At 70.8% G+C, this 16,159-nt stretch carries 15 protein-coding genes; 8 read left to right on the top strand and 7 right to left on the bottom strand.

Annotated features, from left to right (window positions below; genetic code table 11):
- Positions 1–137 precede the first annotated feature (137 nt).
- Entirely contained in the window at positions 138–1,364 is a 1,227-nt protein-coding gene (gene xseA, locus ITP53_RS45530; RefSeq protein ID WP_195901705.1) for an exodeoxyribonuclease VII large subunit, read from the top strand.
- Between the two features lie 200 nt (positions 1,365–1,564).
- Here xseA and ITP53_RS45525 read toward each other — a convergent pair whose 3' ends face one another.
- Genes ITP53_RS45525 through ITP53_RS45515 form a run of 3 tightly spaced genes read right to left on the bottom strand, consistent with a single transcriptional unit; the run spans position 1,565 to position 2,962 of the window.
- Entirely contained in the window at positions 1,565–1,801 is a 237-nt protein-coding gene (locus ITP53_RS45525) for an exodeoxyribonuclease VII small subunit (RefSeq protein ID WP_195901704.1), read from the bottom strand.
- Between the two features lie 10 nt (positions 1,802–1,811).
- Positions 1,812–2,342, bottom strand: a complete 531-nt coding sequence (locus tag ITP53_RS45520; protein WP_195901703.1) for a DUF4245 domain-containing protein — start codon at positions 2,340–2,342, stop codon at positions 1,812–1,814.
- Between the two features lie 11 nt (positions 2,343–2,353).
- A complete protein-coding gene (locus ITP53_RS45515; RefSeq protein ID WP_195901702.1) occupies positions 2,354–2,962 on the bottom strand; it encodes a TetR/AcrR family transcriptional regulator in 609 nt (202 codons plus the stop codon).
- 293 nt (positions 2,963–3,255) lie between these two features.
- On the opposite strand from ITP53_RS45515, the gene glpX reads away from it, so the two are divergent.
- Positions 3,256–4,290 (top strand): class II fructose-bisphosphatase, encoded by a 1,035-nt coding sequence (gene glpX, locus ITP53_RS45510; protein WP_195901701.1) that lies wholly within the window; start codon positions 3,256–3,258, stop codon positions 4,288–4,290.
- 9 nt (positions 4,291–4,299) lie between these two features.
- Here glpX and ITP53_RS45505 read toward each other — a convergent pair whose 3' ends face one another.
- Positions 4,300–4,950, bottom strand: a complete 651-nt coding sequence (locus ITP53_RS45505) for a DUF1707 SHOCT-like domain-containing protein (RefSeq protein WP_195901700.1) — start codon at positions 4,948–4,950, stop codon at positions 4,300–4,302.
- A 233-nt stretch (positions 4,951–5,183) separates the two neighbouring features.
- Between ITP53_RS45505 and ITP53_RS45500 the strand changes: the two genes are divergently transcribed.
- Both ITP53_RS45500 and ITP53_RS60735 read left to right on the top strand, forming a co-directional pair.
- On the top strand, positions 5,184–5,921 hold the full coding sequence (locus tag ITP53_RS45500) for a DUF998 domain-containing protein (RefSeq protein WP_195901699.1): 738 nt from the start codon (positions 5,184–5,186) through the stop codon (positions 5,919–5,921).
- 87 nt (positions 5,922–6,008) lie between these two features.
- Positions 6,009–7,190 (top strand): MFS transporter, encoded by a 1,182-nt coding sequence (locus ITP53_RS60735; protein ID WP_195901698.1) that lies wholly within the window; start codon positions 6,009–6,011, stop codon positions 7,188–7,190.
- Here ITP53_RS60735 and ITP53_RS45490 read toward each other — a convergent pair.
- Both ITP53_RS45490 and pdxR read right to left on the bottom strand, forming a co-directional pair.
- The gene (locus ITP53_RS45490; RefSeq protein ID WP_195901697.1) at positions 7,180–8,118 is read right to left on the bottom strand and encodes a Gfo/Idh/MocA family protein; all 939 of its coding nucleotides are present in this window, start codon (positions 8,116–8,118) and stop codon (positions 7,180–7,182) included. The genes ITP53_RS60735 and ITP53_RS45490 overlap by 11 nt on opposite strands.
- An 18-nt stretch (positions 8,119–8,136) precedes the next feature.
- Positions 8,137–9,537, bottom strand: a complete 1,401-nt coding sequence (pdxR, locus tag ITP53_RS45485) for a MocR-like pyridoxine biosynthesis transcription factor PdxR (protein ID WP_195901696.1) — start codon at positions 9,535–9,537, stop codon at positions 8,137–8,139.
- Between the two features lie 68 nt (positions 9,538–9,605).
- Here pdxR and ITP53_RS45480 point away from each other — a divergent pair, with 68 nt between their 5' ends.
- Positions 9,606–10,490 (top strand): DMT family transporter, encoded by an 885-nt coding sequence (locus ITP53_RS45480; protein WP_195901695.1) that lies wholly within the window; start codon positions 9,606–9,608, stop codon positions 10,488–10,490.
- A gap of 26 nt (positions 10,491–10,516) precedes the next feature.
- Positions 10,517–12,169, top strand: coding sequence for a fumarate hydratase (locus ITP53_RS45475; protein WP_195901694.1), 1,653 nt, complete (start codon positions 10,517–10,519; stop codon positions 12,167–12,169).
- A 167-nt stretch (positions 12,170–12,336) separates the two neighbouring features.
- Here the strand turns inward: ITP53_RS45475 and ITP53_RS45470 are convergent, their stop codons facing one another.
- The gene (locus ITP53_RS45470) at positions 12,337–12,525 is read right to left on the bottom strand and encodes a DUF5999 family protein (RefSeq protein ID WP_195901693.1); all 189 of its coding nucleotides are present in this window, start codon (positions 12,523–12,525) and stop codon (positions 12,337–12,339) included.
- Positions 12,526–13,364: 839 nt separating this feature from the next.
- On the opposite strand from ITP53_RS45470, the gene ITP53_RS45465 reads away from it, so the two are divergent.
- Together ITP53_RS45465 and ITP53_RS45460 are read left to right on the top strand one after the other, a co-directional pair.
- A complete protein-coding gene (locus ITP53_RS45465; RefSeq protein ID WP_195901692.1) occupies positions 13,365–14,474 on the top strand; it encodes a serine/threonine-protein kinase in 1,110 nt (369 codons plus the stop codon).
- 35 nt (positions 14,475–14,509) lie between these two features.
- Positions 14,510–16,159: serine/threonine-protein kinase (locus ITP53_RS45460; RefSeq protein ID WP_195901691.1), on the top strand; the 1,650-nt coding region annotated here is incomplete at its 3' end.

The raw sequence follows: 16,159 nt of genomic DNA, 5'->3' as shown, positions 1-16,159 counted from the left end.
CTGCGGGGGCAAGCCCCCGCCACTTCGACCCCCCGCCACCTCGACCCCCAGCAGGGGCAAGCCACCGCATACCTCCATCACACCCTGCGGGGCGAGTCCCCAAACGGGGAAGTGGGGCTTCCCCATAAGCTTCCTGCATGACCGAGAAGACCTCGCCTGAGTCTCCCCTGCCGGTTCGCACGGTCCTGCAGATGGTGGGTGGGTGGATCGCCAGACTCGGTACGGTCTGGGTCGAGGGGCAGATCACCGACCTGAGTGCGCGTGGCGGCACGGTGTTCCTGACCCTGCGTGACCCGGTCGCCAACGTGTCCGCGAGGGTCACCGCGCCCCGGGGCGTCTACGAGGCGGCCGTGCCGCGGCCGACCGACGGCGCCAGGGTCGTGGTGCACGTCAAACCGGACTTCTGGGTCAACAGAGGCTCGTTCGCCTTCACCGCGCTGGAGATCCGCCCGGTGGGCGTGGGCGAGCTGCTGGCCAGGCTGGAGCGGCTCAGGCAGCTACTGGCCGCCGAAGGGCTGTTCAACACCGACAGGAAGCGGCGGCTGCCGTTCCTGCCGGGCACGATCGGGCTCATCTGCGGCCGCGACTCCGCCGCCGAGCGCGACGTGCTGGAGAACTCGCGCAGGCGCTGGCCCGCCGTACGGTTCAAGGTCGAGGAAGTGGCCGTCCAGGGGCCGTACGCGGTGGGCGAGGTGGCCGAGGCGCTGGGCAGGCTCGACGCCGACTCGTCGGTCGACGTGATCGTCGTCGCCCGTGGCGGCGGCTCGCTGGAGGACCTGCTGCCGTTCTCCGACGAGACTCTCGTACGCGCGGTGGCCTCGTGCCGTACACCTGTCGTGAGCGCGATCGGGCACGAGCAGGACAGCCCGCTGCTCGACCTGGTGGCCGACGTACGCGCGTCCACCCCCACCGACGCGGCCAAGAAGGTCGTGCCCGACGTCGGCGAGCAGCTGACGCTGGTGCGCCAGCTCCGCGACCGGGGGCGCAGGGTGCTGACGGGCTGGCTGGATCGTGAGATGTCCTGGCTGACGTCGGTGCGTTCGCGGCCCTCACTGGCCGATCCGGTGCGCGAGCTGGAGCGCAGGGCCGAGCAGGCGGAGGCACTACGCGACCGGGCCAGGCGGTCCTTGTCCGGCTCGCTCGACCGGGCCGAGGACGACCTCACCCACCTGCGGGCCCGCCTGATCGCGCTGTCCCCCGCGGCCACGCTGGAGCGCGGATACGCCATCGTCCAGCACCCGTCGGGCGACGTGGTACGCCTGGCCAAGGACGTCTCCCCCGGCGCCCGGCTGACGATCCGCCTCAGCGACGACCGCCTGGCCGTACGCGTCGAGGACGGAGCCCCCACCGACAACGAGGCATGACGAGGCGAGGGACAACAAGGCATAACGGGTCCGGGCCGACGAGGCGTAGCGACTCCGGGCGGCACGCCGACATACGCGCCAGGCGAGCGCGTCGTCAAACGCGTCAGCGCGTCAGGCGAGCACACGGTCATACGTGTCGGCGCGCCGGGCCGGGGTGCCGACACGCGCGTCTGTGCGCTGTCATATGGGCAGGGGTGCTGTCAGAACGGGGCGTCGTCGGCGCGGGTGGATGAGGGGTCGGAGCGGCGGGCCATGGCGGCGGCGAGCTTGACCCTGGCCCCCTGCAGCCACTCCTCGCAGACGGCCGCCAGCTTCTCACCGCGCTCCCAGAGCTCGATCGACTGCTCCAGGGTGAGTCCGCCCGTCTCCAGGCGGCGCACCACCTCGGTCAGCTCCTCGCGGGCCTGCTCGTACGAAGGCGCCTTCTCCTCTGCCACAGCCTTAACCCTAGCCCTTGGCGCGCTGGTGCAGGAGCGCGGCCAGCTCGGCGAGCTCCGGCCAGTCGGCCGTGCCGGTGATCACCAGCGTCACCTCGGGCAGGACGCGTACGAGGGAACGCTGGTTCTTGTCCTCGCGGTAGCGCTGCTCCCAGGCCACCCCGCCGATCTGCTGGGTGCCGACGGCCTTGTCGGTGTTGGCCATCCGGCTGGCGAACGCGGCCGCCGGCTGCTCGTCGCTCTGCACGAACATCGCGTGCTGCTTGTTGGCCGTGGCGTAGCCGAGGTAGAGGACGCGGGCCCCGCTCTCGCCCTGGGCGATCCTGTTGCTGTTGGGCACCCAGCCGGACGGGTCCCGCTGCGGCGCCCAGACCCCGTAGGGGACCTCGTGGCCGAAGTTGGCGACGGTGATCGAGTATTCGAGGCGCGGGACGTGCTGCTCCCGGCTCTGCGGCGTGACGAGCAGGAACAGGCCGGCCCCCGCGAGGCAGACGAAGAGGGCTACCGCGTAGCCGTAGAAACCTTGGGTGAACCGTCGCACACCTGGCGAGATTACCCGCTGGAGGCGGCGGTCGCCGAAGTGACCGGGCGGATTCGCCCGATGATGGCGAGCACATCCTCGGCCAGGGCGCGCTCCCCGGAGAGCACCACCTCGGATACGGCCGCGGCGAGCGCGCCGGTGATCACCACGACCAGCGCGGGCTCGTCCTCGAACAGCGCCGCGTTGAGCTGGGCCCACTTGCGCAGCCGGTCGCGCATGACCACGTCGAAGCCGGGCGGCCCGTCGCCGCGCAGGAACAGCGCGGCCAGCTCGCGATCCTCCAGGCAGCCGTCGAGATAGGCGCGGGCGGCGGCCACGAACACGCGCATGGGGTCGCTCTCGCCGTCCGCTCGGGCCGCGCGGGCGGCCTGCTTGGTCCGGTGCGACTGCCGGGCCTGGAACTCCTCGAACAGCGTGAAGTAGAGGTCGGCCTTGCCCGAGAAGTGGTGGTACAGGCTGCCCACGCTCGCCTCGGCCCTGGCCACCACGTCGGTGACGCCCGCCTCCGCGAAGCCCTTGGAGACGAACACCTCTCTGGCCGCGGCGAGGAGCGAGCTCCGCGTGGCCGCGCCCCGTTCGGACGTGCGCGACTGCGTCACCACGTGTTCCACATCGCTCATTCGATCTCCTCCACGGCGGGGCGCCATGCTCCCTGGCCATGCTCCCCGACGAAGGCCATGCCGCACGAGGCAGGGCGCGAACTCCGTTCTCCGTCAGGCAAGAGCAGCCACGTCGAAGCTTACAGATGCGGCGTTCGACCGTCCCCGCCCCGCTGAACGCGATGAATGCGACGAACATGATGAAGCGGTCATCCCGGGCACAGGAGTAAGCCGGTGCCGGACAGGTTATCCGCCTCCGACCGGGAATAGAGGGACAACTACGATCGACGTAGTTGTCCACGAGGAGGCCACTCATGTCAGAGCAGACATCGGTACCGGCCGCGCTCGCCACCGGCGAGCACGCCCCTGATCGGAACCTGGCGATGGAGCTCGTCCGGGTCACGGAGGCGGCCGCGATGGCGGCGGCGCGGTGGGTCGGCCGGGGCGACAAGAACGGCGCCGACGGCGCGGCCGTGAACGCCATGCGCCAGCTGATCAACACGGTCTCGATGAACGGCGTGGTGGTCATCGGCGAGGGCGAGAAGGATCACGCCCCGATGTTGTACAACGGCGAGCACGTGGGCGACGGCGGCGGCCCCGACTGCGACGTGGCCGTGGACCCCATCGACGGCACCCGGCTGACCGCGCTGGGCATGCCGGACGCGGTGTCGGTGATCGCGGTGAGCGAGCGCGGCTCGATGTACGACCCGTCGGCCGTGTTCTACATGGAGAAGCTGGTGACCGGCGCGGAGGCGGCCGACGTCGTCGACATCGAGGCCCCCGTGGCCGTCAACGTCAACGCCGTGGCCAGGGCCAAGCACTGCTCGCCGTCCGACGTGACCGTGGTGGTGCTCGACCGGCCCAGGCACGAGCGGCTGGTCAAGGAGATCAGGGAGACGGGGGCGCGGATCAAGTTCATCACGGACGGCGACGTGGCCGGCGCCATCATGGCGGCCCGCGCGGGCACGGGCATCGACCTGATGCTCGGCATCGGCGGCACCCCCGAGGGCATCGTGGCCGCGTGCGCGCTCAAGTGCCTGGGCGGCGTGATCCAGGGCAGGTTGTGGCCACGTGACGACGCCGAGCGCGGCAAGGCCGTCGACGCCGGCCACGACCTCGGCCAGGTGCTCACCACCAACGACCTGGTCAGCTCCGACGACGTGTTCTTCGCGGCGACCGGCATCACGCACGGCGAGCTCATGCAGGGCGTCAGGTTCAGGGCGGGCTCGGCGGTGACGGAGTCGCTGGTGATGCGCGGCAGGTCCGGGACGATCCGTAAGATCGAGAGCGAGCATCAGCTCTGGAAGCTGCGGGCGTACAGCGCGATCAATTTCGACACCGCGGGGTGATGAGCGCCCTCAGCGGCGGCGCTTGCGGCGGGGCGGTTCCTTGACCTTGACCTCGCCGGCGAAGTTCGTGGTGCGGACCTCGACCACGGGGCCGCCCGGCTCGGTCGGCTGCTTGGTCAGGCGGACCGTCTTGTCCTTGGCGACCCTGATCACCTCGACCCCCTCGGGGACGTGGATCTCCAGTCCGCCGAAGACGAGGGTGGCGTTGATGATGATCTGCCGGTTCTGCAGGATCGCGTCGCGGAAGTCGAGCTTGGTGGTGCCGAACATGGCCGTCACCCCGAGCTCGGCCGGCACGACCCAGCGCCCGCCGCGCTCCTCCTTCTTGAAGATGGCCGACACCGGCCGGTCGTCGAGATTGAGCGGCTGCTCGTCGGCGGGCAGCAGGTCGGCGGTGAGCTGGACCAGCTCACCCAGGGTGCGGGCGGCGTAGAGGACGCCGAGCCGCTCCTCCAGCTCCTCCAGGGTGATCCGGCCGTCGGCGTGGGCGTCCTGGAGCACCTGCGCGATGCGCTCGCGGTCGGCGTCGGACGCGCGGAGCTCGTGCGGCTGGGGCGTGTCGCCCGGGGTCTGGGGCCGGCGGGCAGCCACCCATTCCCCTGCCAGCCGCTCTCCGACTTCCTGCAGCTTCGGCAACCACGATCCCGCGCGTTCGTTCACACATCTGACGATATCCGGCGGACGTCACATTCGCTCGTCCGGAATCGACCCCGCTCAGCGGATTCGCGCCAGCAGACCGCCGATCCCCTCGGCCAGGTCCTCATTCACCTCGGCGTGGCGGTTGAGCAGCCGGCACCTGGAGCGACGACCCGGCGGCGCGCCGGCCTGAAACCCCGTGTTCTTCCGGAATCTCCGCGCGCTTCTCTCCGTTGATCCGGCAAAGGGAGGTGCGCGTGCATCAACCGGCACGATGGGGTCTCGGCGCCGCGGGCGCGGGCGCCGCGGTGATCCTCGCCCTGGATCTGGCGAGCCTCGAAGAGACGAACCCGCTCAGGCGGACCATCAGCGAGCACGGCCTCGGCCCGGACGGCTGGATCTTCGGTCTGGCGGTGGGACTGCTGGCGGCCGGTTCTGTGGCGATCGCGGTGTCGCTGGCGCGTAAGAGGCTGGCCGGGGTCTTCGGCACGCTGGCGCTCATGGGGTGGAGCGTGGGTCTGTTCGTCACGGCCTGGTTCGAGAAGCACGACTGGTCGGTCGGGCCGAGCCTGAGCGGGAGCATCCACCGGGCGGGCAGCCTCATCGCCTTCCTCTGCCTGCCGCTGGCTGCCGTGGTCATCGCCCGGCCGTGGCGGCGCCGCGAGCGGTCCCCGGCCACGCTGGCGGCGTTCGGGTTCGGGATCTGCTCCGTGTTGTGGGTCGTGGGCATCGGCGCGGTGATGATGATCGGGGCGGCGGACGGGTTGCCGTGGTGGCGGGTCATGCCGCTCGGGCTGGTGGAGCGCGGCCTGGCGGTCACGGAGGTGGCCGCGCTGCTGGCGTTGGGCGTGTGGGGCGCGGCCAAGCGCCTCGGCGCCCCGCAGAACGGCGCGAAGAACGGCTCAGAGAAAGCCTTGGAGGTCGGCGCGGAGGTCGGCGCAGAGGTCGGCGCGGAAGGCGCCTTGCGGCAACCGGGCGAGGTAGGCGCCCAATAGGGGCGATCTCGTGCTGGCGCGGGGGATACGGCTGCGGCTAACCTGACCCAGCCTCACGTTTGATTTCCCCCCGATCAGGAGGCCACCGTGCCGTCCACGCGTGATCGCCAGGCCCGCACAGCCACGTACGTCGTCTACGCCGTGCAGGGTCTCTCCTTCGCCACGCTGCTCATCCAGGTCGCGAACCTCCAGGCCAGGCACGGGCTCGACGAGGGCACGCTGACGGTGTTGCTGCTGATCGTGCCCGTGTTCGCGGGCGTCGGCAGCGTGGCGGCGGGCGCGTTCGCCGCCAGGTTCGGCAGCAGGCTCCTGCTGCGCGTGGCCCAGCCGGCGGTGGCCGCCGCCGTCGTGCTCACCGGCCTGGCGCCCGGCGTGCCGCTGCTCGTACCGGTGCTGCTGCTGTTCGGGGTGGCGGTCGGGGCGGTCGACGCGGGCATGAACATGCAGGGCGTCGCGGTCGAGCGCAGGTACGGCACACAGGTACTGAACGGGTTCCACTGCGTGTGGAGCGTGTTCGGCATGGCCGCGGCGATCTGGGCGTCCTTCGCCGCCGAACTCCCGCTGCCGCTCGTCATGGCGATCCCCATGGTGTTCGCGGTGGCGGGCTCGCTCTACGCCGGGCGCGACCTGTGCACGACCGAGGAGGAGCAGGTCGAGAGCACCGCCGCAACCGCCGCAGGCCGGTTCCCGTGGCGGCCGATCGTCCCGCTCTGCCTGGCCATGGCCTTCCTGTACGTCGGCGACGCGGCCGTGTCCAACTTCAACACCGTGTTCATGAAGGACGTGCTCGAAGCGAGCCCCAGGGTCGTTCCGCTGGCCTACGTGGCGTACCAGGCGACCACGCTGGCCGTCCGGCTCGGCGGCGACCTCGCCGTCAGGCGTTACGGTGCCGCCGCCATCGTCAGGATCGGCGGCGTGCTGGCCACACTGGGGTTCCTCGGCATCGTGCTGGCCCCGAACCAGCCGCTGGGCATCGTCGCGTTCGGGCTCACGGGGGTGGGCCTGGCGGTGGTGGCGCCGCAGTCGTTCTCGGCGGCGGGCCGGCTGGACCCGGCCGGGACCGGCGTGGCCATCGCCAGGGTGAACCTCTTCAACTACGTCGGCTTCATCGTCGGCGCGGCCCTGGTGGGCGGCATCGCGGACGTGGCGGACATGCGGGTGGCGTTCGCCGCGCCGCTGGTGCTGGCCGCCGTCATCATCGTGCTCGCCCCGGGTTTCCAGCCGAAGCCGATCGCCGGCGCCCCGTCCCGGCAGGGCTTCACCGCCTGACCTCCGCGACCTCGACGGCGCGCCCCTCGCGCAGCGACAGGTCCGCGGCCTCGGCCACGTAGAGGGCCTCCAGCGCGTCCTCGATCGTGCACAGGCTCACGTCGCTCGCCAGGAATGCGTCGATCTCGGCGCGGTACGCGTCAGCGAACCGGGTGACGAAGTCCGGCCATGGCTCCTCCGCGCTCGGCAGGTCCTCGACCGTGTGGAGGGGGGCGCGGGGGCCCAGCCCGGCCACCTGGGTGCGCCTGCTGCCCGCCAGCTCCATCCGCACGTCGTAACCCCCGCCGTTGTAGCGGGAGCCCTGCAGGGTGGCCAGCGTGCCGTCGTCGAGCGTGAGCAGCGCGGCGCTGGTGTCCACGTCGCCCGCCGCGCGGAAGAACGCGGCTCCGCGGTTGGCCCCCGCCGCGTACACCGACACCACCTCGCGGCCGGTCACCCAGCGCAGGATGTCGAAGTCGTGGATGTGGCAGTCGCGGAAGATGCCGCCCGAGGAGGCGATGTACTCGGCCGGCGGCGGCACCGGATCAGCCGTGACCATGTGGACGCGGTGCAACTCCCCCAGTTCGCCGCCCCGCAGCGCCATGGCCGCGGCCACGTAACCGGGGTCGAACCTGCGCTGGAACCCGATCTGCACCCGGCATCCCCCGGCCGCCTCCAGCACCTTGACGGTTTCCGCCACCGTGCCCGCGACCGGCTTCTCGCAGAAGGCCGGGATGCCCCTTTCGCACGCCCGCACGATCAGCTCGGCGTGCGTGGCGGTCGGCGTGGCGATCACCACGGCGTCGGACTCGAACGGGTCCCCCGTCCTGCCGTACGGCGACGCACGTACGGGATCGGCCACGATCAGCTCGTCCACCAGCGGATGCGCCGCCAGGGTGGCGGCATGAAAAGCCCCTATCCGGCCCAAACCAAGCAGTCCCACACGCATGGCAACTCCGATGTCCTTCTAATCTTTTTGACCTGACATGCTGACCTTTAAGCCTCGTACGGCCTCCGCGGCCTTGTGGGCGGGCAAGCGGGCGAAGCCGACGACGATGGCCGGCGGGCCTTGGGACTCACGCATGGGGCTCACAGGCTCGGCGGAGATGCCGAGGCCGGCCGCCACGCGCACCGTCTCGTGCTCGTCCCAGCCGTCGGGCAGCTCCAGGTACACGTGCAGGCCCGCCTCGATGCCCTTGACCTGGACCTTCGGCAGCTCCTCCGCCAGCGCGAGCACCAGGGCGTCCCGGCGGCGGCGGTATTCCCTGCGCATCCGGCGCAGGTGCTTGTCGTAGCCGCCGGTACGCAGGAAGTGGGCCAGCGCGTGCTGCTCGATGACCGGCGAGCCCAGGTCCAGCTCGCCCCTGGCCCGGCGGATCGCCTCGGCCATCGCCGGAGGCGCCGCCACCCAGCCCAGGCGCAGGCCGGGCGCCAGGGCCTTGCTGACGCTGCCGGAGAGGACCACGCGGTCCGGCGCCAGCCCCTGGAGGCAGCCGACGGGGTCGCGGTCGTAGCGGAACTCGGCGTCATAGTCGTCCTCCAGAATGGTCCGGTTGCCCGCGCCCGCCCACTCCATCAGCGCGGCCCGCCGCGACGGCGACAGCACCACCCCGGTCGGGAACTGGTGGGCCGGAGTGACCAGCACGGCATCGCCGCTCAGCCGGCGTACGTCCAGCCCCTGCTCGTCCACCGGCACCCAGACCAGCTGCGCGCCCGCCCGCCTGAGCAGGGGGACCTGGCGGTGACTCGTCGGGTCCTCCACGGCCAGCCGTACCGGGCGGTGCCGGCCCAGGACGTGCAGGACCAGGCTGAGGCCCTGGGCCACGCCGCCGACGATGATCAGGTTCTCCGGGCGCACGTCCGCCGCCCTGACCCTCCTGAGGTAGCCGGCCAGCTCTTCGCGCAGCTCAGAGACCCCGCCGGGGTCCGCGTAGTCCAGGGCGTCCGAGGGCATGCTGGTCAGCACGTGCCGTACGGCCGCCAGCCAGCGCTCTCTGGGGAAGTGGCCGAGATCAGGGGAGGTGGGGCGATGCCCGTAGTAAGGGCGGTCGCTCGGCGGCCGGCGTACCGGCTTGGCACGGGAAGGCGCGGCGGCCCTCGGGCGGCGCGCGGGCACGGGAGAGTTCTTCGGGGTCACCTGGGTGCCGACGCCCACCCGCGAGACCAGGAAGCCTTCGGCGACGAGCTGTTCGTACGCCTCCACCACCACACCCCTGGAGACCTGGAGGTCCATCGCGAGGTCGCGGGTGGCGGGCAGGCGCGTGCCGGGAGCGAGCCGACCGCCTCGGATGGATTCGCGCAGCTCAGAGGCAATCTGACCGGCTATCCCCCCGTTATCGCGATTTATCTGGATGTGGAGGTCGGCCATATTGGTCCTGTCTTCCAGCGGGACATTGGACTGTTTGAACGAACCATTGTCTCTCTAGCATCCTTCGCATGAGAAGCGGAATCGTGGGCGCCGCCTCGGCCATGTTCCTCGTCGGAACGCTGGCCGGAGTGTCGGGCCTCGTGGACACCTATCCCATATACGGCGGACAGGCCGTCAGGTATCTCGTGGCGGCCGTCATCCTGTTCGTCATAACGAGGGCGCTCGGGCTGCGGTTCATCCGGCTGAATCGGCGCGAGTGGCTGTGCCTGTGCGGGCTCAGCCTGCTCGGTCTGGTGTTCTTCAACGTGTGCGTGGTCGAGTCGGCCCACGCGTCGGGACCCGCGCTGGTCGGGACCGTCCTGGGCACGGTGCCGCTGGCGCTCGCGCTGGCCGGCGGGCGTCCCGCGCCACGCGTGCTCGCCGGGGCGAGCGTGGTGGTGGCGGGGGCGATGCTGGCCACGGGTCTCGGCAGCGGCAACCTGACGAGCCTGCTGTGGGCGCTGGGCGCACTCGTGGGCGAGGTGAGCTTCTCCATGCTGGCCATCCCGCTGCTGCCGAAGCTGGGGGCGATCAGGGTGTCCACGTACTCGACGGTGCTGGCCGTGCCGATGCTCGTGGTGGTCGGGCTGCTCAAGGAGGGCACGAGCATGGTCAGGACGCCGACCTGGGCCGAGGCGCTGGGGTTCGGCTATCTGGCGATCGTGGTGACGGTGATCGCGTTCTTCCTGTGGTACACCTCGCTGCCCAAGCTGGGGCCGGGTCGCGCCGGGTTGTTCGCGGGGATCATCCCGGTGGGGGCGATCGTCACGGGGATGGTGCTGGGGGTCGCGACGCCGAGCGCGTACGACCTGCTCGGCGCCGGACTGGTGATCACGGGCATCCTGATCGGGCTCACCTCGCGGGCCGCGCGGGTAACGGCCATCGCAGCGCGAGGGGCGGAGGAGGGCGCGTAATCTCTACGGGGACCGAAAGGATGGACATGGGCGAGTTCGACTACACCGACCTGCTTCCGCTGGGCGCCGACGAGACCGAGTACCGGCTGATCACATCGGAGGGGGTGCGGCAGGTCGAAGCGGCTGGACGTACGTTCCTCGAGGTCGAGCCCGAGGCGTTGCGGCTGCTCACCGAGACCGCGATCCACGACATCTCGCACTTCCTGCGGCCCTCGCACCTCGCCCAGCTCAGGAAGATCGTCGATGATCCCGAGTCCAGCGGCAACGACCGGTTCGTCGCGCTCGACCTGCTGAAGAACGCCTCCATCTCGGCCGGCGGCGTGCTACCCATGTGCCAGGACACCGGCACCGCGATCGTCATGGGCAAGCGCGGCCGCCACGTGCTGACCGACGGGCGCGACGCCGAGCACGTCTCCCGCGGCGTCTACGACGCCTACACCCGGCTCAACCTGCGCTACTCGCAGATGGCCCCGCTGACCATGTGGGACGAGAAGAACACCGGCGACAACCTGCCCGCCCAGATCGAGCTCTACGCCGAGGACCCGCACGGCCACCCGGACGAGTACAAACTGCTGTTCATGGCCAAGGGCGGCGGTTCGGCCAACAAGTCGTTCCTCTACCAGGAGACCAAGGCCGTGCTCAACGAGAAGCGCATGATGGCCTTCCTGGAGGAGAAGATCCGGTCGCTGGGCACCGCGGCCTGCCCGCCGTACCACCTGGCCGTCGTCGTCGGCGGCACCTCCGCCGAGTACGCACTCAAGACCGCCAAGTACGCCAGCGCCCGCTACCTCGACTCGATCCCCACCGAGGGATCGCCGTCCGGGCACGGGTTCAGGGACCTGGAGATGGAGGCCAAGGTCTTCGAGCTGACGCAGAAGCTGGGCATCGGCGCGCAGTTCGGCGGGAAATACTTCTGCCACGACGTACGCGTCATCCGCCTGCCGAGGCACGGCGCCTCCTGCCCGGTGGCCATCGCGGTCTCCTGCTCGGCCGACCGGCAGGCGCTGGCGAAGATCACGCCGGAGGGCGTGTTCCTGGAGAAGCTGGAGACCGACCCGGCCCGCTTCCTGCCGGAGACGACCGACGAGCACCTGTCGGACGACGTCATCGCGGTCGACCTCAACCGCCCCATGCCGGAGATCCTCGCCGAGTTGACGAAATATCCGGTCAAGACGCGGCTCTCCCTCACCGGGCCGCTCGTGGTCGCCCGCGACATCGCGCACGCGAAGATCGCCGAGCTGCTGGACAACGGCGGCGAGATGCCGCAGTACCTCAAGGACCACGCGGTCTACTACGCCGGCCCGGCCAAGACGCCCGAGGGTTACGCCTCCGGCTCGTTCGGGCCCACCACCGCCGGGCGGATGGACTCCTACGTCGGCCGGTTCCAGGCGGCGGGCGGCTCGATGGTGATGCTGGCCAAGGGCAACAGGTCGAAGCAGGTGACCGAGGCGTGCCAGGAGCACGGCGGCTTCTACCTGGGCTCCATCGGCGGTCCCGCGGCGCGGCTCGCCCAGGACTGCATCAAGAAGGTGGAGGTGCTGGAATATCCCGAGCTCGGGATGGAGGCGGTCTGGAAGATCGAGGTGGTCGACTTCCCCGCGTTCATCGTCGTGGACGACAAGGGCGACGACTTCTTCACCGATCGCACCGGGCCGGTGCTCACCATCGGCCGCCGCTGATCCACCGGGTGCGCGGCCTGCCTCATCGGGTGGGCCGGGCATCGTCACAGCCTCCCGCGAATCGGGTGGGCCGGGCATCGTCACGGCCCCCGCGAATCGGCCGGCCGCCGCGATCCTGGTCCCGTGACCAGGGGGATGTCACGGGGCCCCGGGCTGCCCCGGGGGCGTCAGGCGGCGACCACCGCCCGGTGCGGCGCGACGACCCTGCCGTCGGGCAGCAGCAGACCGGTGTCATCGAACAGCACGACGCCGTTGCAGAGAAGGCTCCAGCCCTGATCAGGGTGGGAGGCGATCACGTGCGACGCCTCACGATCGAGCGAGTCGGCACTCGGGCAAGCGGGGTAGTGACTGCACATCGCGCACCTCTCAGATGGCGCTCCTGATTCCTGGCTTTCAAAAGGGCAACTGTCGCCCCGACGGCGTGCGAAGGTCCAGCGCGGATCTCGGCGACTTCTTGGGCCTGCGGCGAACCTGTGTCTGGCGCATCTTCTTCACGTCCTTCAATGGTCTGTCGTCAGTGGTGGAACCTCGGCGTACACCCAGTCTGACCATCGCCACCGACAGTTCCCGGCCGGTCCGGGAGTCGGAAGTGATCGCCTTCTCTCATGGCCTTAGCTTGCCCCCGCCCCCTTACGGCACTCTTACAACTCGCTGACAGCGGTGCCGTGATTCCTGTCAGTCAGCCTGCCGTACGCATGAAAGTCCCCTACCTGGCATCATGCACATTTATCCGCGACGTGGGTGTGCCGATCGACACACACCCCGTTCGAGCTGCGGCAACGCACTCAAGAAAGCCGCGTGGGAGGCGGGCGTCGGCAGCAGGGAAAGCGGCGAGCAAGGGGAGACCAAACCAACCCTCGCACCTTGCGAAGAGGAGACCACGCGGAGCGCCACTCGGTCACGTGCCGCACCCTCCCGTCGCCCGGCGGCGGCGACCGCCTGGGGACGCCGCCGCCGCTTGTCTCCGGCGCTTGTCTCCGGCGCTTGTCTCCGGCGCTTGTCTCCGGCGCCTGGGAGCAGGCGTAGGATGATCAGTATCGCGGGTGTCAGGCTGGACCAGCGTCGAAACTCCGGGGCCCGATGTGGCACCGCAGGTATGCTGACGCGACGAGTCAGGCGGGTTGACTTAAGATCGCAACATTTTATCGGCCGCGCCTCTACTGGTCGGTTTACACAAATAGGTAAGCTGCCAGGCATGCGTGCGCCCTCCGGTTACCTACTCGCCGCGCGCTATCGGCTCATGGAGCCGGTTGGACGTGGCGGCATGGGCACCGTTTGGCGGGCGCATGACGAGCTGCTCGACCGGGACGTGGCGGTCAAGGAAGTGCGCCTGCCCACCGTGCTCGACGAGGAGCTGCGCGCCGAGTTGTGCGCACGCACAGAGCGCGAGGGCAGGGCGACCGCGATGGTCGCGCATCCCTCGGTCATCACCGTGTTCGACGTGGTCACCGAGGACGACCGGCCGTGGATCGTGATGGAGCTCCTCCGGGCCAAGTCCCTTGAACAGCTCATCCAGGATCAGGGACCGCTCCACCCGCGCAGGGCAGCCGAGATCGGCAGGCAGATCCTCGGGGCGCTCCGCGCGGTGCACGCGAAGGGCATCCTGCACCGCGACGTCAAGCCCAGCAACGTGCTGGTGACCGAGGACCGCGCGGTGCTCACCGACTTCGGCCTGGCCGCACTGGAAGGTGACGTTTCCATCACCCAGGCGGGCATCGTTCTGGGGTCCGCCGGCTACATCGCCCCCGAGCGGGTGCTCGGCTCCAAGGCCAGTCCCGCCGGCGATCTGTGGTCGCTCGGCGCGACCCTCTACACCGCCGTCGAGGGCCGGGGCCTGCACGGTCGCCGTACGGCCGCCGCCGCGCTCGCGGCCCTGAGCAGCGGCGAGCCGATCCCGATGACCAAGGCGGGGCCGCTGGCGCCCGTGCTCGACGCGCTGCTCAGGATCGACCCGCAGACCAGGCTCGACTCAGTACGCGCCTCGCTGATGCTGGCCAGGGTGGCCGCGGGCGGCTCGGCGGAGGAGCCGCTGACCCCGCGCAAGACCGTACGCCCGACGACGACGATCGGGCCGCCGTCTTTCACACGCAGGCCCGCGCATCGCGGGCTGCACAGGGCCGAGGCCACGGCGGCGGAGCTCACCGTGCCGGCGCCCAGACTCGAACGCAAAGCCGGTGAGGGCGTACACAGGAAGCGTGTTGACACGCGGCCAGCTCCGTCCGCTTATGCCCGTTTCAAAGCGACGGTGATAAAGTTGTGCCTTCCTCGGCGGTTCTGGCCAAGAGAACTTCGCAAGCGAGGGTAAAGCACTTCCCAAGCGAGAATCGATATCTTCTTCTCATGCCGGAACAGCAGACACGCCTGCTCGCGGAGCGCTACCAGCTCATCGCCCCGCTCGGCCGGGGCACCATGGGCACCGTGTGGCGCGCCCGCGACCGCGCGCTCGGGCGCGAGGTGGCGGTCAAGGAAATCCGCCAGGACCCCGGCCTCACCGAGGAACAGCGGGCCGAGCTGCGCGAACGCATGGTGCGCGAAGGCCGTGTCGCCTCGCGGATCAACCACCCGTCCGTCGCCTCCATCCACGACGTACTGATCCAGGACGACAGTCCATGGATCATCATGGAGCTCATCGAGGCCCGCTCACTCGAGCAGGTGATCGAGGAGGAGGGGCCGCTGCCGCCGCGTCTCGTGGCCGAGATCGGCGTCGACCTGCTCGGCGCCCTGCGGGCCGCGCACGCCCAGGGCATCACCCACCGTGACGTCAAGCCGGGCAACGTGCTCATCACCGAGGGCGGCCGGGTGGTGCTGACCGACTTCGGCATCGCCAAGGCGGAGGGCGACTCCCGGCTCACCAAGACGGGCATGGTGATCGGGTCACCCGGCTACACCGCCCCCGAACGGGCCAGAGGCGAATACACCGGGCCCGAGTCCGACATCTGGTCGCTCGGGGCCACGCTCTACTTCGCCGTCGAGGGACGGCCCGCGTACGAGCGGTCCACGATCGCGGAGACGCTGGCGGCGTTGCTCACCGAGAGCGCCGACCCGCCCACGCAGGCGGGCCAGTTGCGGCCGGTGCTCAACGGGCTGCTGAACAAGGACTACCGGCAGCGACTCGGCGCTGCCAAGGCGGAGACCCTGCTACGCATGGTCGCCGACACCCCGACGAGCGAGATGCCGGTGCTCACGGCCGAGTCTCTTATGGCGCAGGAGGCCGCTTTGCCCGACCCGTTCGCCACCCCCCAAGACCCCGCAGGACCCGGCGACCAAGGCCCTGCCGGCCAGGTCCCCGCCGGACCAGGCCCTCGCGGATCCCGCGGACCCGCGCCTGCTGGACACGGCGGGCCCGGCGTCCACGGCGCCGCCGGTCCTGGCGGCCCGGGATTCGGTCCCCAGGGACACGGCGGACCAGGCGGATCCGGGCCACAGGGGCCAGGCGGACCTGGGCCACAGAGATCCGGCGGCTCAGGACCGCAGGGAGCCGGCGGACCGGGTGCACCGGGGCCGCAGAGATCGGGTGGGCCGGGAGCGCAGGCTCCTGGCGGGCCCGGCGGATCGGGGCCACAGGGAGCCGGCGGACCGGATACACCGGGACTGCAGAGATCTGGTAGGCCGGGAGCGCAGGCACCTGGCGGGCCCGGCGGATCGGGGCCACAGGGACCTGGCGGGCCTGGCGGATCAGGGCCGCAGGGAGCCGGCGGGCCTGGGCAGCGGCCGGGGTCGGGGGCTCAGGGGCCGATGTGGGAGTCGAGCGCGCCCACTGTGCAGCAGAGCACCGCAGGCGGGCAGGGGCAGCAGCAGTTCTCCTCCCAAGCGCCCGGGAACGCCCCGCGAGGTCCCGGCGCACCGGGCGCGGGCTCCTCGCCGCAGGGCGGCCGCCCCGGACAAGGCAGAGGCGGGCAGCAGGGCGCCGGAGGACCCCAGGGCCCCGGTGGGCCGCAGGGCGCAGGACCGCAGGGCGCGGGTGGACCCCACGGCGCTGGAGGGCCGGAG

It is taken from the genome of Nonomuraea cypriaca, assembly GCF_015645445.1.
Lineage (GTDB): Bacteria > Actinomycetota > Actinomycetes > Streptosporangiales > Streptosporangiaceae > Nonomuraea > Nonomuraea cypriaca.
Note: the sequence above shows the minus strand (reverse complement) of the source record. Positions and strands in the feature narration are given on the sequence as shown.

Bases quoted from the DNA above. Each gene is read 5' to 3' on its own strand.
- xseA (WP_195901705.1), top strand. From the start codon at position 138: ATGACCGAGAAGACCTCGCCTGAGTCTCCCCTGCCGGTTCGCACGGTC.
- ITP53_RS45515 (WP_195901702.1), bottom strand. From the start codon at position 2,962: ATGAGCGATGTGGAACACGTGGTGACGCAGTCGCGCACGTCCGAACGG.
- glpX (WP_195901701.1), top strand. From the start codon at position 3,256: ATGTCAGAGCAGACATCGGTACCGGCCGCGCTCGCCACCGGCGAGCAC.
- ITP53_RS45490 (WP_195901697.1), bottom strand. From the start codon at position 8,118: ATGCGTGTGGGACTGCTTGGTTTGGGCCGGATAGGGGCTTTTCATGCC.
- pdxR (WP_195901696.1), bottom strand. From the start codon at position 9,537: ATGGCCGACCTCCACATCCAGATAAATCGCGATAACGGGGGGATAGCC.
- ITP53_RS45480 (WP_195901695.1), top strand. From the start codon at position 9,606: ATGAGAAGCGGAATCGTGGGCGCCGCCTCGGCCATGTTCCTCGTCGGA.
- ITP53_RS45475 (WP_195901694.1), top strand. From the start codon at position 10,517: ATGGGCGAGTTCGACTACACCGACCTGCTTCCGCTGGGCGCCGACGAG.
- ITP53_RS45470 (WP_195901693.1), bottom strand. From the start codon at position 12,525: ATGTGCAGTCACTACCCCGCTTGCCCGAGTGCCGACTCGCTCGATCGT.
- ITP53_RS45465 (WP_195901692.1), top strand. From the start codon at position 13,365: ATGCGTGCGCCCTCCGGTTACCTACTCGCCGCGCGCTATCGGCTCATG.